The sequence below is a fragment of the Thalassotalea euphylliae genome (assembly GCF_003390335.1).
GTDB classification, from domain to species: domain Bacteria; phylum Pseudomonadota; class Gammaproteobacteria; order Enterobacterales; family Alteromonadaceae; genus Thalassotalea_F; species Thalassotalea_F euphylliae_B.
On record NZ_QUOU01000001.1, the window covers coordinates 4,630,087 to 4,645,888 of the forward strand.

13 protein-coding genes are annotated in these 15,802 nt (G+C 45.1%); 6 read left to right on the forward strand and 7 right to left on the reverse strand.

Annotated elements, in window-relative coordinates:
* Nucleotides 1–6: 6 nt before the first annotated feature.
* The gene (gene katG, locus DXX93_RS20070; protein ID WP_116009666.1) at nt 7–2,226 is read right to left on the reverse strand and encodes a catalase/peroxidase HPI; all 2,220 of its coding nucleotides are present in this window, start codon (nt 2,224–2,226) and stop codon (nt 7–9) included.
* A gap of 121 nt (nt 2,227–2,347) precedes the next feature.
* On the opposite strand from katG, the gene DXX93_RS20075 reads away from it, so the two are divergent.
* The 5 genes from DXX93_RS20075 to DXX93_RS20090 all read left to right on the forward strand — a co-directional run bounded on the left by DXX93_RS20075 (nt 2,348) and on the right by DXX93_RS20090 (nt 5,855).
* A complete protein-coding gene (locus DXX93_RS20075) occupies nt 2,348–3,259 on the forward strand; it encodes a hydrogen peroxide-inducible genes activator (protein WP_116009667.1) in 912 nt (303 codons plus the stop codon).
* A gap of 416 nt (nt 3,260–3,675) precedes the next feature.
* Nucleotides 3,676–3,819, forward strand: coding sequence for a hypothetical protein (locus DXX93_RS20845; protein ID WP_181902282.1), 144 nt, complete (start codon nt 3,676–3,678; stop codon nt 3,817–3,819).
* Between the two features lie 69 nt (nt 3,820–3,888).
* Nucleotides 3,889–4,113, forward strand: a complete 225-nt coding sequence (locus DXX93_RS20080) for a DUF2061 domain-containing protein (protein ID WP_116009668.1) — start codon at nt 3,889–3,891, stop codon at nt 4,111–4,113.
* A 19-nt stretch (nt 4,114–4,132) separates the two neighbouring features.
* Complete coding sequence (locus tag DXX93_RS20085; RefSeq protein WP_181902283.1) at nt 4,133–5,005, forward strand: patatin-like phospholipase family protein; 873 nt, start codon at nt 4,133–4,135, stop codon at nt 5,003–5,005.
* Nucleotides 5,006–5,378: 373 nt separating this feature from the next.
* On the forward strand, nt 5,379–5,855 hold the full coding sequence (locus DXX93_RS20090; protein WP_116009670.1) for a Dps family protein: 477 nt from the start codon (nt 5,379–5,381) through the stop codon (nt 5,853–5,855).
* Between the two features lie 42 nt (nt 5,856–5,897).
* Here the strand turns inward: DXX93_RS20090 and DXX93_RS20095 are convergent, their stop codons facing one another.
* The 5 genes from DXX93_RS20095 to DXX93_RS20115 form a co-directional block, all read right to left on the reverse strand.
* The gene (locus DXX93_RS20095) at nt 5,898–6,503 is read right to left on the reverse strand and encodes a TetR/AcrR family transcriptional regulator (RefSeq protein ID WP_116009671.1); all 606 of its coding nucleotides are present in this window, start codon (nt 6,501–6,503) and stop codon (nt 5,898–5,900) included.
* 138 nt (nt 6,504–6,641) lie between these two features.
* Nucleotides 6,642–7,181: a carboxymuconolactone decarboxylase family protein gene (locus tag DXX93_RS20100; RefSeq protein ID WP_116009672.1), complete on the reverse strand. Its 540-nt coding sequence runs from the start codon at nt 7,179–7,181 to the stop codon at nt 6,642–6,644.
* Between the two features lie 633 nt (nt 7,182–7,814).
* Entirely contained in the window at nt 7,815–10,598 is a 2,784-nt protein-coding gene (gene polA, locus DXX93_RS20105; protein ID WP_116009673.1) for a DNA polymerase I, read from the reverse strand.
* Between the two features lie 582 nt (nt 10,599–11,180).
* Nucleotides 11,181–13,232 carry a S9 family peptidase gene (locus DXX93_RS20110; protein ID WP_116009674.1) on the reverse strand — a complete coding sequence of 684 codons (2,052 nt, stop codon included), beginning with the start codon at nt 13,230–13,232 and terminating at the stop codon, nt 11,181–11,183.
* A gap of 228 nt (nt 13,233–13,460) precedes the next feature.
* Complete coding sequence (locus DXX93_RS20115; protein ID WP_116010073.1) at nt 13,461–13,976, reverse strand: acyloxyacyl hydrolase; 516 nt, start codon at nt 13,974–13,976, stop codon at nt 13,461–13,463.
* A gap of 91 nt (nt 13,977–14,067) precedes the next feature.
* On the opposite strand from DXX93_RS20115, the gene DXX93_RS20850 reads away from it, so the two are divergent.
* The gene (locus DXX93_RS20850) at nt 14,068–14,223 is read left to right on the forward strand and encodes a hypothetical protein (protein WP_181902284.1); all 156 of its coding nucleotides are present in this window, start codon (nt 14,068–14,070) and stop codon (nt 14,221–14,223) included.
* Between the two features lie 135 nt (nt 14,224–14,358).
* On the opposite strand, the gene gorA is transcribed toward DXX93_RS20850, so the two are convergent.
* Nucleotides 14,359–15,711 (reverse strand): glutathione-disulfide reductase, encoded by a 1,353-nt coding sequence (gene gorA / locus DXX93_RS20120; RefSeq protein ID WP_116009675.1) that lies wholly within the window; start codon nt 15,709–15,711, stop codon nt 14,359–14,361.
* Nucleotides 15,712–15,802 lie beyond the last annotated feature (91 nt).

Here is a 15,802-nt window from a genome sequence, read left to right on the forward strand (position 1 = left end):
AAAGGCTTAGTTTTTTAAATCAAAACGGTCAAGTTGCATGACTTTAACCCAAGCTGCAATGAAGTCATCGTAGAACTTCTGCTTGGCATCAGCTGAAGCGTAAACTTCGGCAATGGCACGTAGCTCTGAGTTAGAACCAAAGATTAGGTCAACCGGTGTTGCTGTCCACATTGCTTTGCCAGAGTTACGCTCTTTACCTTGGTAAATACCTGCTTGGTTAGTTTTGCTCCACGTGTAGCGCATATCCAATAAGTTGGTAAAGAAGTCGTTGTTCAATGTGCCTGGCTTGTCAGTGAATACACCGTGCGCGCTGCCATCGTAGTTGATGTTAATGCTGCGTAAGCCGCCTAGTAGCACTGTCATTTCCGGTACCGTTAGGCCAAGCATGTTGGCTTTATCAACCATCATCTCAGTTGGACCAAAGTATGAAGCGTCCGTGAAATAGTTGCGGAACGCATCAGCTGTTGGCTCTAAGTGGGCAAATGAAGGTACTTCAGTTTGTGCTTGTGAAGCGTCAACACGGCCCGCAGCAAATGGTACCACTACTTTCATGCCCGCATCTTTAGCCGCTTGCTCGATACCGGCAGCGCCTGCTAAGACAATCACGTCAGCCAGTGATACATCACGGCGAGATTTCTTGTTCCACGCTTTTTGTACATCTTCAAGCTTAGCTAATGCTGTGCTTAACTCTTTCGGGTTGTTAACAGCCCAACTTGCTTGTGGCTCTAAACGCACACGCGCACCGTTAGCACCACCACGCATATCAGTGACACGGTGACTTGCCGCTGACGCCCATGCTGTGCGCACTAGCTCAGAAGTTGTTAAACCGGCTTTTAAGATTTGCTTTTTCAGCTTGTCAGCATCTTTTTTGCTGATTTGCTTACCTTTAGCTTCTGGTAACGGGTCTTGCCATAACAAGACTTCTGCCGGTACTTCATCACCGACGTAACGAGCGCGAGGGCCCATGTCACGATGCGTTAATTTGAACCATGCCTTAGCGAAGGCTAGGTCAAATTCTTTTGGATCAGCTCTGAAACGCTCAACCACTTTTAAGAATTCTGGATCTTCTTTTAACGCGATGTCCGTTGTAAACATGATAGGGGCATTACGCTTTCCTTTAATGTGCGCATCTGGCACTAGGTTAGCCGCTGCTGGGTTATCTGGGATCCACTGCTTGGCACCTGCTGGGCTTTTGGTTAATACCCAGTTGAAGTTCATTAGGTTGTCTAGGTAGTTAGTTGACCAACGCGTTGGTGTGACTGTCCACGCGCCTTCTAAACCACTGGTGGTTGCGTCAGCACCTTTACCTGTGCCACAGCTGTTTTTCCAACCTAAACCTTGTTGCTCGATTGGTGCTGCCGCTGGCTCTTTGCCAATACAGTCGCTTGGTTTTTTCGCACCGTGTGCTTTACCTAGCGTGTGGCCACCGGCAATTAGAGCGACGATTTCTTCATCGTTCATTGCCATGCGGCCAAATGACATGCGAATGTCGTTAGCCGCGAGCAATGGATCAGGGTTACCGTGAGGCCCTTCTGGGTTAACGTAAATTAAACCCATTTCAACCGCCGCCATTGGGCCTTTTAATTTGCCAAATTTGTCGCGACGCTTGTCTTTTAGCATGGCTTTTTCTGGTCCCCAGTAAACTAAATCTGGTTCCCAATCGTCTGAACGACCACCGGCGAAACCAAAGGTTTTAAAACCCATGGATTCAAGGGCAACGTTACCTGCAAGTACCATTAAATCTGCCCATGAAAGGCTTGCACCGTATTTTTGCTTAACCGGCCATAGTAGACGACGCGCTTTGTCTAAGTTGGCGTTATCAGGCCAGCTGTTTAATGGTGCTAAACGGTGTTGACCACCTGCTGCACCACCACGACCATCAGCAACACGGTAAACACCCGCGCTGTGCCATGCCATACGGATCATTAATGGACCATAGTGACCCCAGTCCGCTGGCCACCAGTCTTGCGAGTCAGTCAGCGTCGTTTCAATATCCTTTTTCACGGTTGCGAGATCTAGCTTGGCAAAGGCTTTTGCGTAGTTGAAGTCAGCACCGTAAGGGTTTGAGTCTGGGCTGTGCTGACGAAGTGGCGCTAAGTTAAGTTGCTCTGGCCACCAAAATTGGTTCGATTTTGCTTCACCCACTGACGCAGATACTGACATTGATGCTGTGCCGAACATCAAACCAGCAGCAAGCGCAGCAGATAAGATCTTATTAAATTTCATGTATTCCCCCTGATAGGATAGTTAAGGTGTAACTACTCTGTTCAGCGAAAGTATAGGACATTCCCAAATAAGCGAAATTTGATTAAAATGAACGTTATATTCGATTTATTAGAACAACAAGATGATTTCGCTAAAACAAATCAACTATGCGTTGGCGGTTGGTAAAACATTACACTTCAAAAAAGCCGCAGAAATGTGCAATGTCTCGCAGTCGGCACTGAGTTCCGCCATTAACGAGATGGAAACCCAGCTGGGTTTAAAAGTGTTTGAGCGCAATAATAAACACGTATTCATTACCGATATTGGCCAGCAAGTACTCGCCAAAGCGCAGCAAGTGAAGCTCGAGCTTGACGAATTAATGCAGCTTTCACAGCTCGATAAATCACCGCTTAGTACGCCGATGACCTTGGGCATTATTCCGACTATCGGCCCTTACTTGTTGCCTAAAGTGCTCCCAGAAGTTCGCAAAAACTATCCCGATTTTCGCTTAAAAATTGTTGAAGCCCAATCACATGAGCTAGTCGATCGCGTGCGCAACGGTGATTTAGATGCCGCCATTTTAGCCTTGCCGTATGCCATCGACGGCCTGATGAGCTTAGAATTTTGGCAAGAAGACTTTTACATGGTGTGCCACCACGAGGAGTGTCCGGCCAATACCAAAGAGATTTCGACCCAAGAAATGGCAATGGACAAGCTGATGCTGCTAAAAGAAGGGCATTGTCTAAAAGACCATGCGCTAGCGGCTTGCCAGCAGAAAGGGTTAGAGAAAGACTCGACATTCGATGCCACCAGTCTGCACACCATAGTGCAAATGGTCGCCGGTAAATTAGGCACGACACTAGTACCAGAAATGGCGCTGCAACAATTGCTACACAATGAGAGTGAACTGCGTGCTTTACACTTAAACGAGCCGGGACCACACCGCAGCATTGCGTTTATTATTCGCCCGAACTACGTTAAAACCAATGATATTGAAGCGTTGATGAAGTTGTTCCGTCAGCAGCTTAAATTGCTTTGCACTAAACCTGCGTAAAGGCCCACATAAAAACCACCACAAGGCCTACGTAACAACCAGCGTAAAGCCTGAGTATGGTTTTAACAAAAAAGCCAAGGTAAACCGTCTAGGCGATAATATTATCGCTTAGACTGGCCGCGTTAGCTTATCGTTATCCCGTAAATGACTCACTAACATACGCCGTACTGCCCATGCGCAGGCCTCAAGGTCTTTTTTAAACTTCCATATAACCCCAACCTGATCTGAATCGTCACACCTATACCGATACTCGACCAAATGTTCGAAAAAACTGATTGTAATATTAATTTTAATTAATTTTTATAATCAATCTTTGGCCGTCATACTAGCTTCATCAAATAAACACAGGCGCTTGTCATTTAGCTCTACGGGCATTTATGACAAGTAGAAGCACAAGTAAGATAAGGCTAATCATTATGAAAAATGTTATTCAATCCGTTATTCGCCAGTTCAATCGCAATCATTCTGTAAAAGCGGCAGCGGTTAAAGGCAAAGCTAACGAATGTAACTACAAAAATAATTACTACGGCGATCAACTGTGCAAAGTGAAGTTAGGTTAATCCCCGATTGCACAAGGCGTAAACAAACAACTCTTAACTAAACAGTGCATCGACAGCAGGAAACTAACCATGGCTAAAACGACAACCTTTGCAATAACTCATTTTTCTGTGGCATTTGGCGTGATTTACGCCATCACGGGTGACTTTGTGCTTGGCGGTCTGGTCGCCATTGTCGAGCCAGCAATCAATACTGTGGCTTACTTTTTCCATGAGAAAATCTGGGATAAAGCGAAAGCATCGAGTGCTGCTCAACTACCTTCGAGTCAGCTAAATACCGCCCAAGCGGCTAGCTAACCTAAACTAGGGCTTCATTGTGTCAGTATGCTCAGCATTTACTCAACCTATTGATGGCCTAGCACTGGTGGCTGAGGGTGGCGGCCAACGCGGTATATTTACTGCTGGTGTACTCGATAGCTGGCAAGTTGCCAAATTTAACCCGTTTAAGGTGCTGATCGGCACCTCTGCGGGCGCACAAAATATTGCCAGTTATCTCAGTGGTCAACATGGGTATGCCTATAGCTTAATTACCGATCTGACGCGTAAACCCGACTTTTTCAGCCCATGGCGCCTATTTGGTAAACAGCACGTGATGGATCTCGACTGGTACTTTGAGCAAGCCGCGCATCACCACTATGCGTTTGATGCTAAGGCGGCAACTCAAAATGCCCATGATCGTGTGGTGCGATTTTCTGCAGCAAAACCTAAATCACTCAGCACTAAGTTGCTCGATCCCACGCAAGTAGGCTGGTTACCCTCACTAAAACGTTCAAGCGCGATCCCTTATCTCTACAAATCAGCGAATTTGGTTGATGGCGGCGTGAGTGCCCCTTTACCCGTCAAAGAGGCCTTTGAGCTTGGAGGTAATACCATAGTTACAATTCGCACCACAGCAACACCACCAACAAGCCTTGGTGATAAGATCAGTAAGTTAAAACCTTTGCTGTGTCGCAACAATCGATGTCCTCTACCGATCCGCATTCTGGATAAACACGAATCCGCTTATCAGCAAACCCAACAATTTATTGAGCAGCCGCCTGCTGATGTTAAGGTGCTAGAAGTTAAGCCTTTTACGCCGTTAAGCTCAAAAGTACTTGGCAGCTCAAAAGCCGCACTAGTTGATGATTACCGTCAGGGAGTTGCCGCAGGGCAGCAGTTTATTCAAACGTTTACAGCCACTAAGCACTAACATTGCGATGTCATCAGCTATCGAATTTTTTCTCGATTCACGCAGAGAATAGTTATGCTATGCTCTGCCTCAAAGCCAACTTCCCCCCGCCCAACAACTCACAAATAACCCACTCGCACTATTAACCAAGAGTATTTTGGTTATCTCGATAATAAAAACGTTATTTTCCTCCCTTAGGCTGACTCCCACGCAGGTAATAAACGATTAACCATCACTGTCGTTGTATTTCTGCATCAACAATCTATTTTTTAGATAGTTATCTTAGTTTTATTTAAATTTTATGAATCATAGTTAGCCGTTATAGTTAACGCAACTAATTCAAGAGCACAGTAATTGTGCGAGCTTGAGATAAACAATTTAATTAGGGGTCATCATGAGTACAAACACAATTAACATAGGTATTAACGAAGCCGATCGCATTGAAGTCGCAGAGCAGCTAAAACACTTATTAGCAGATTCTTACACTCTGTACTTACAAACACACAACTTCCACTGGAATGTGACAGGCCGTCAATTTCGCGAATTGCATTTAATGTTCGAGGAGCACTACACAGAGTTGGCTGACGCAGTTGATGAAATTGCCGAGCGCATTCGCACTTTAGGAGTTGCAGCGCCAGGCACCTATAAAGCCTTTGCTGCGCTTAGTTCCGTTGAAGAAGTTGAGGGTGTACCAAGTGCCAGTGAAATGGTTGAAATTTTAACACGCGCTCACGAAACCGTTGTTCGCACTTGCCGCGCAGCCCTTAAAGTTGCCCAAGAGGCCGATGATGAGTCGTCAACCGCATTAATTTCAGATCGCATGCGTATACACGAAAAAACAACGTGGATGCTAAGAGCGTTACTCGACTAGACAAAACTAACGGTCTAGAAAACTGTTCAAGCGCGAGTTGGATTATTTCTCTAAGCCCAATCCGCGCAAACAAGTGTCAACAACCACTTCCAAGTCTTGTGCTTGCGCACCTGAACGCGCCATTGCCGCCGTACCTTTGAGAACAGTGTACAAGGTTAAGGCAAATTGCTCTGCGTGGTCGACGATATTAAGTGAGATAGCTTCTTGATCATGTTGGAATAACTCGACAAATACGGCTTTAGGCAAAGAGTCAGTTGAAGTAAGTAGCTCCTTTGCCTGCTCAGGTAAATCACCGGTGACAATCTCAGACTGACATTGCACTAGGTAGCAACCTTTCGGTGAATTAGCACAGCATTGCTGGTTAACGATCGACATCAAGTACTGCTTTAGACGATCAAACAGGGGTAGTGACGTGTTATTGAGGATTTCTAGATGGGGCTTCATTCTCGTGCTGATATAAAGCTCAGTCGCCTTGATAAACAGTGACTCTTTATTGCCAAACGCGCTGTATAAGCTGGGCTTGTTAATTCCCATGCGACCCGTTAAGTCGCTGAGTGAAGTACCGCTGTAGCCTTTTTGCCAAAAAACTTCCATCGCCGCAGTTAATGCGACTTGTTCATCAAATTCTCGTTTTCGACCACTAACCACTTACTGTTACCACTCACTCTTTAGCTTACCCATGACATTTATTATTCTACGCCTTGAGCCATCGAACCGCAATTAGGCGGCTTTATCCTCTAGATAAAGCCGCCTGTATATCGACACAGAGCTCGTTGTGAGATTTGATTAAGCGAATTGCTTAAATGGCGCGTCTAATTCGGTTTCAGCAATGTGGTTAGTGTAGTTGCTGATCACTTTTTGCGACAAGCCCAGAATAATTTCCAGCACTTGTTGCTCGCCATAACCTGCCGCAAAGAAGCGCGCCAATTCTTCACCATCAAGACGACCACGGTTGCGCAAAATCGATAACGTGGTATCGCGTAATGCTTCCAATTTTTCGGTAGGAAGTGGGGTTTTGTTGCGCAGGGCGTTAATGATCTCTTCGCTCACCTTCATTGAGTGGGCAATGGCCGTGTGCGCTGGCACACAGTAGCCACATTCGTGCTCAACATTAATCGTTTGCCAAACGACAGTTAGCTCATCAGCGTCAAACGACGAATTTAGAAATGCTTCGTGTTGAACTTGGTACACCTTTAATGCTGCTGGCGAGCTGGCAAGTACAGCGTGCAAGTTAGGCACCATGCCAAATGCTTTGATCGAATTATCTAGCAGTGGCTTGCTCGCTTCTGGTGCGCTTTCCATGGTGTGAGTTGTGAATTTAGTCATCGCTTATTCCTCGTTTATTTCTGATTTATTTCTCATGTCATTTATGTTGGTTTACCACACTATTTGTGCAGCCTTACTTTCTATACATAAGTCTTTACATGAATCTTGATTTTTGTCTTTTCTTTGATTTTGTACCGATAGGTATGATTTTGATTATAGAGGTAATCGCCAATAACGCGAATACTTGTTTGTTACAAAGTGTAGAGAAGACAAGCACAGCGATTTGAACGTTAGCTCAAGCGAATGATTGGCCTATCTTTGCGACTGTTATTTGCGATAGTTAATTGATGGTGAGGATTAGCTGGCGGTGAGGCAGAAGCAGTGCCTATTAATGATGTGTTACTTAGCTTCACAGTATATGAAATTAAATTACAGACATAAAAAAACCGGTGATAACAATATCACCGGCGTATTAGCTTATGGGGAAAGCTAGAATATACAATTATTACAACAAGCGTTCACGTCGAGGAACAGAACGAAGTATAGAGTAACCACTCTATTCCTGTAAAGTTAATTCTGTAATTTTTTTACATTTTGGTTGTAAAAAAACGTAAAGCTATGATTGTTACAATAAAAAAAGCCGCTTTTGCGGCTTTATTGCTCAGCAGCTGTTAGTTTACAACACTTGATGAATTAGTGAGCTTGCTGCCAATTATCGCCACTGCCAGCTTGAGCAATCAGCGGCACGTTTAACTCGGCAGCGGCATTCATGATCTCAACTAACTTAGCAGTCACTTGCTCAAGCTCGCTTTCCTTGATTTCAAAAATCAATTCATCGTGCACTTGCATGGTCATCTTCACCACATCGCTCGGCTGTGTCGCAATCCACTGATCAACCGCCAGCATTGCCTTTTTAATGATATCTGCAGCAGTACCTTGCATCGGCGCATTGATCGCCGCGCGCTCTGCTGCTTTTTTGCGGGCTTGGTTACGGGCTTTAATATCCGGCAAGTACAAACGGCGACCAAACAAGGTTTCGACATAACCTTTTTCGCTCGCTTGCTGGCGCGTGTCTTCCATGTACTTCATCACGTTGGGGTAACGCTCAAAATATTTGTTCATGTAGTCTTGTGCTTGGTTGCGACCAACACCAATCTGCTTGGCTAAACCAAATGCCGACATACCGTAGATCAAACCAAAGTTAATCGCTTTCGCGCTACGGCGCATATCACTGGTCACACTGTCGACATCAACCCCGAAAATTTCCGCAGCGGTGGCACTGTGCACATCTTTACCTTCACTGAAGGCTTTCACTAAGCCCGGATCGTCAGACAAATGCGCCATAATGCGCAGCTCAATTTGAGAATAATCGATCGCAACAATTTTATAGCCTTCGGGCGCAATAAAGGCTTGGCGAATTTTGCGACCTTCTTCACTGCGAATTGGGATATTTTGTAAATTTGGATCGGTTGACGATAAACGCCCCGTCGCTGCGACAGCTTGGTGATACGAAGTATGTACTCGGCCAGTTTTCGGCTGCACGAGCATAGGCAGTTTATCGGTATATGTAGATTTTAGCTTGGCGAGACCGCGATGCTCCAAAATAAGCTTAGGCAGTGGGTAATCCAATGCCAGCTCTTGCAGCACCTCTTCTGCGGTTGATGGCACACCACTTGGCGTTTTCTTGATGGCTGGTATTTTTAGCTCTTCAAACAGAATTTCACGCAGTTGCTTAGGTGACGCTAAGTTAAATGCCTTACCCGCAATGTTGTGTGCTTCGATTTCCAGCTCGGCTAGTCGGGCGCCAATCGCTTGGCTTTGCTCAGCCAAAATATCACTATCAATGAGTACGCCGTGACTTTCCATCTGTTGCAGCACTTGGCTAAGCGGTAATTCGATATCCGTAAATACAGATAACGGCCCTGTGTCTTGGGCTAATTTCGCATGAAGTGCTTGGTGCAAGCGCAAGGTAATATCAGCATCTTCTGCGGCGTAATGACCCGCTTTTTCAATGTCAATTTGATTGAAGGTAAGCTGCTTAGCGCCTTTACCCGCAATGTCTTCAAAGTGGACGGTTTCGTGGTTTAAGTATTTTTTCGCCAGTGCATCCATATTATGGCGTGTCGCGACACTGTTGTAACAGTAAGACTCAAGCATAGTATCGAATTCGATACCCGCTAGCTTAATATCGTAATGGCTAAGCACGTGCGCATCATATTTTAGATTTTGACCCACTTTTTTATGTTCACTGCTTTCCAGTAACGGCTTTAATTGTGCCAACACCCAGTCGCGACTTAACTGTTCAGGTGCATCTAGATAATCATGAGCGACAGGCACGTAGGCCGCTTTTCCTGCTTCGTGGGAGAATGACAGTCCCACCAATTCCGCTTGCATATAGTCAATACTGGTAGTTTCAGTATCAAACGCAAATAACGGAGCATCTTTTAGCTGTGCCAGCCAAGTATTGAAATCTTCTTGGGTAAGAATAATGTCGTACTCAGCGGAAATTGCTTCGCTTTCTCCCTCACTTTCTTCTTGGGCTTCTGGTGCTTGTGATGCGGCAACGTCAGCTGCTGATGTTGATACTGCCGGCTTTCTCAAATCCGCTAAATGGCGGCGTAGTTCGTATTTTGTGAATAACTCGGTTAGCTTTTCTAGGTCGCGCTCAATAGGCTGTAACTCGTCTGCTTGTTGTGCAAGTTCAACATCGCACTTAATGGTGGCAAGCTCGTAGGAAAGGCGAACAATTTCTTCGTGCGCTAACATTTTCGGTTTTAAGCTCTTACTACCGCGAAAACCAAGGTCCGCAATATCGTCTAAACGCTCGTATATTTCGCTAATGCCACCAATGCCAGCGATCAACGCTTTTGCTGATTTGTCACCAACGCCCGGCATACCCGGAATATTGTCAACAGCGTCTCCCATCAGTGCCAAGTAATCGATCATGTACTTGGGTTCAAAGCCGTATTTTTCTTTTACCGCGTCAATGTCGGTAATTTTTTCCTTCATGGTGTCGAGTAAGGTTACGTGCTCTGTTACCAGCTGTGCCATATCCTTATCACCCGTTGAAATAACGGTTTCGATCCCCTTTTCACAAGCTTGGCGCGCGAGCGTACCAATAACATCATCGGCTTCGACCCCTTCAATCACCAATAAAGGCAACCCCATAGCAGCAATCATTTCATGCAGTGGCGCAATTTGGCAGCGCAGCTCATCTGGCATCGGCGGACGATTGGCTTTGTACTGATCGTACATATCATTGCGAAAGGTTTTGCCCTTAGCATCGAACACCACCACGATATTGCCGCTCGGATAATCTTTTTGCAGGCTTTTAATCATGTTTAGCACCCCAGTGATCGCCCCTGTTGGGTGACCATCAGCTGTGGATAACGCTTGCAAATAAGGGACGTGATATGCGCGGAATAAATAGGAGGAACCATCAACCAAAATTAACGGTGAAAGGGCTGAATTTGCCATAGTGTGTCGTCAACTAAGAATAAATTTGGCTAAGCATGCCATATCCTGCCCATTGTCTCTAGAGCACGTATGAAGTTGACGCGTTAACAAGGTAAGAAATTACCTATAAGTGCGACGAAAAATGTGGATAAGTTTGTTAACAAGCATTAGAAATCTCCGAGATAAGTTTTCACTTAAATCAGAAAATAATTCATAAGCTGTTGGAATACATAAAAAAGATGAGGAAAAAATCCTTTTTACACACAACATTTGTTATTTTTATTTTTGTGGATAAAACATTTAGCTTGCCTGCTCTGGCTTTTGTACAAAAAGCAACCAAAGTTCGAACAGGGCATAAAAGGTTACCAGATAATTTTGTCATTACCAGAAGATTATTAAAATTTTTTGAACGATAGATGACAGGCTAAAATAACTAAATTTTCTAAGTCAGTCAGCGCAAGGGCTGGCGAATAACCAAACAAACTTTAAGTGAGTTTTTTATCACTCTGCTACACTTTTGTTGCTGTTTTCTGCCAAGGTGAAGCAACAAGATCAATCCGCTAGCCTGCAACACAGTTTTTGCGCCTGAACGGCAAAAATGAGCTAACTGCGCGCCAGCCTATCCAAGAAAAAGGCATATTCCAGCGCCACTTCGCGATACTGGTTAAAGCGCCCAGACTGCCCGCCATGTCCAACGTCCATATCACATTTGAACAGCAAAGCATTGTTATCGGTTTTGTATTCCCGCAGCTTGGCTACCCATTTGGCAGGCTCAAAATACTGCACTTGCGAGTCATATAAACCTGAGGTGACCAGCAGGTGAGGGTAGTCCTGTCGCGTTATTTGATCGTACGGGGAGTAGCTTAGGATGTAATCGTGGTACTTTTTATCATTTGGGTTACCCCACTCGTCATATTCACCGCAAGTGAGCGGTAAGCGTTCGTCGAGCATAGTAGTCAGCACATCAACAAAAGGCACATGTGCAGAGCAAGCTAAATAAAGTTGCGGCGCTTGGTTGATAACCGCACCAATGAGCAAACCACCAGCGCTTTCGCCTGTTGCCAAGACCTTGTCTGGAGCGCCATAACCTAAGGTTACTAGCGCTTTAGTGGCATCAATAAAGTCATTAAAGGTGTTGTGCTTATTGAGCATTTTCCCTTGTTCGTACCAATGGCGACCCAGCATAGAAGAGCCGCGCACATGACAAAACGCGTAAACAACGCCGCGCTCAAGCAAACTCAATCGGCTATAGGAAAAGTCAGCATCGAGATTAAGCCCATAAGCCCCATAACCATCAATTAATATCGGGTTTGTTCCCTGGCTAAACTTATCTTTGCGAAACACTAAGGTCACTGGCACTTGCTGACCATCGCGAGCTGCTACTTCAATGTGTTCACAACAATAATCTTGCGCGTTAAAGTCGCCCGCGACGGCATGTTGTTGCAACACTTTAAGTTCGCCAGAAGCTAAATTAAATTCCAGTACCGATTCCGGTGTCGTCATACTGGTGTAATTAACACGCACCTGCTTAGCGGCTAAGTCAACATTGTCTTGAAAGTATGCGGAAAACGCCGACTCATTAAACGCTAATTGGCGCACTTGCCCTGACTTGAGGTCTTTTACCATCAGCTGCGGTAAGCCTTTTATCCGCTGCCAATAGGCTAAATGCTGATCAAATACCTCAAAGCCTTCAAGCAAGCACCCTTGATCATGCGGCACCAGCTCACGCCATGCAGACTTATCAGCTAAGGTATCAAGCGAGGTCTCTGTAATCTTAAAATTCTTTGCCTGCCAATTGCTCAAAACGAAAACGCGATCGCCCACCAGCTCGAGCCAACACAAATGATCATCTTCTTTGGGTAACAAAGTCACCAACGTCGCCTTATCGTCATTAGCATCCAGTAACGAGACGCCGCTCGCCTCCTTGCTGCTGTGATAAATCATAATGCTCGCTTTGTCTTTACTTTTAACGATTTGCGTCCAAAAGCGTTGATCGGTTTCTTCGTACAAGAGTTCATCATCAGCTTGCGCTGTGCCTAGTCTGTGGCGATATACTTGATAAGGTAATAAGGTTTGCGGATGCATTTTCACATAGTAAAAACATCGACCTGAATTACACCAGATAACCTCTCCCGAGTTATCGAGTAACCTATCACTGAGATAGGTACCATCTTCGATATGTAGCACGCACGCCTGATAGCGCCTATCACCATTAGTATCTTCGGCTATCACGGCATAAACACCGTTTTCGCTTACAGCAATAGACGCCAAATCGTAATACGCATGATCTTGCGCGCGAGTATTGGCATCAAGTATTTGCGTTAGCCTGTGTTTTGCCGGTGAATTATCGCGCCAGTAAATAGGGTATTCACTATCCCCTTTATACTCATGCCAATAGTAGTGATCACCCAGCTTAAATGGCACCGACTGACGGGCTTTTACTTGCCTGCCGACCATCTCCTCAAACAAGGTTGCTTGCAATGCTTGAGTATGCGCAAGGGCTTGTTGGCAATGTGTATTTTCAGCTTCAAGATGCGCCAGTACTTCTGGTGATTGCCTTGCATCATCGCGCAACCAATAATAATTATCGATGCGCTCATGGCCGTGCATCAGCAATGTATGTGGCTGTTTTTTTGTGTGTAGAGTCGAGACCATCCGTTATTCCGTTGATGTAGGTGCTTGCACTTATGATTGCGCAGATGTTTACGCGTTTTATGTGTAGATTTTTCTGTCGTTCACTTCCCCAGCTGAATAATGATTTGACTCCAAGAGGGTGTTTTTAAGGCTCAGCTGTAAAAATGACATACACCATCACACAATAAATAACCTTATCAACTTCGCCCTAAATAAAGCACGTTTTGTTACCAAGAATAACATCATACGCTAAAACGAATAGGCATAAGATAAGTTTAAGAAATCAACACCTGGGTTTTTGCTGTTGAGGCCACCATTGCTGTAATGCATATAACGAATCGCGGCGGATTGGCGATTGTTTTGACCAAAGTCAATTGCCAAACCAAGCCGATCTTCAAACTGATAGTGAGAGCCAATATCTTTACCTGCAAATCGGGTATCTTCCACAAGTGAGACACCAATACCAAACTCCCATCTAAGTGGATACTTGCCTTTGATGTAATGAAACGTTTGACCAATAACAGGAGAAAAAGCGAGCACATAGTTTGTTTCATGCTGGTTTGATTCACCGTACTCCCAGAAATTGACACTAACTTCCCAATATATATCGAGCTGGTCAACAAACAAGATATCTTTAAGGTGATAAATATGTGGCCGATACGCTAAGCGAAGCCCGTTAATATCATCAGAGCCAATTAACACGTCCACCGCAATGGCCTGCGATAATTGACGCTCAGACGAATGACTCGCAAATGCAGATAACATCAGGGTAAAAAATAAGACAGCCACGAAAAATTTTGAATTAAGTTTGTTCATCTTCTGCAAAGTTAACGGCCTCATACATCAAAGAAAATTAATGAGTGAAGCACTTGGATTTAGGAAGAGAAATATAAGAGATTTGGGCGATGCTATTGCGGCAGTTCGTACAAACTTTCTAGCAAATCATCCAAATGTTAGTTGGCTGCTGGTAAGCCACTTTGAAAGTCAAAACAGGTTGATAATTGAGCGATAATAAATAGCAGGAAAAGGGCTAAATGCAGGGTCTGTATAGCGCAATCAAAAAGCCCTCGCTAAGTTAGTCAACTTGGCGAGGGCTGTTTGTCATTCGCGTGAAAACAAGCTTACGGCTAATTTTCGATGGCATAACCTACATGGTTACAAATTCTTCGGCCGAGGTCGGGTGAATAGCCACCGTATTATCAAAGTCAGCCTTAGTTGCGCCCATTTTCATTGCCACGGCAAAGCCTTGCAATAATTCATCACTGCCAAAACCTATGGAGTGAATACCGATGATTTTCTCTTCTTTGCCCACGCAGACGAGCTTCATGCGTGTCGGATCGCGGTAATCTTCGGTAATTGCTTGATAAAGCGCCGTGAATTGCGAGTTATACACCTTGACCTGATCTTCACCATACTGGTCAATCGCTTCTTGTTCGCTCAAGCCAACTGTACCGATCACTGGGTGGCTAAAGACCACGGTTGCCACGTTTTCATAGTCTAAATGCTCGTATGGCTTGTTGTTAAATAAGCGCTCACATAAACGGCGACCTGCGGCAACGGCCACTGGTGTTAATTGCACTCGACCTGTGTTGTCACCCACCGCATAAATGCCTTCAACATTGGTGTTTTGGTATTTGTCGGTTGGAATAAAGCCGCGCTCATCGGTTTCTACGCCAGTGACATCTAAATTGATTTGATCGGTTGCTGGCTCACGACCAATCGCCCAAATAAGGGTATCTACCGGGCCAACGGTGTTACCGTTTTCAAGGTGAACAGTTAACTGACCGTTATCGTGCTTTTCAACCTTAGTTGGCACGCTGTGATTGTGCAGCGTTGGGCCATGTTTAGCCATTTGTTCCACTAAGGTATCACTTAACATTTCATCAAAACTGCGTAATGGCTTTTCTTTGCGAACAAGCAAGTGTGATTCCGTGCCTAGCGCATGTAATACGCCAGCTAGCTCAACCGCGATATAACCTGCGCCAACCACAGCAGCAGATTTAGGTTGCTCAGTTAAGGCAAAGAAACCGTCTGAGTCGATACCGTATTCAGCGCCTTCAATTGATGGAATACTTGGACGACCACCCGTTGCAATCACGATATGATCAGCCGAGTAAAGCTCGCCATTTACTTCAACCGTGTTCTTATTGACGAACTTGGCAAAACCTTGAATGACAGTGACGTCATTGGCCGTAAAGCCGCGTTGATATGCGGCGTGAATACGCTCGATATACGCTTCACGATTGTTAACTAATGTCGCCCAATCAAAGTTTTGCAGCGGGGCATTGAAACCGTAATCTGGCGCATAGTGCAGGGCATCGGCAATTTGTCCGGCGTACCACATGGCTTTTTTCGGTACACAACCGACATTTACACACGTTCCGCCAATTGCTTTTGCTTCAATCACCGCCGCTTTTTTACCATGTCTTGCTGCGCGGTTAGCTGATGCAATACCGCCACTACCTGCGCCAATCGCGAGGAAATCAAAATGTTGAGTCATAATTGTGTACCTATAAACCTAATAGCCTTGTTATTGTTAATTAATGGGGGAGTCAGTTGCAAATTACAAGCTTGCACCACAAAGCCTAACC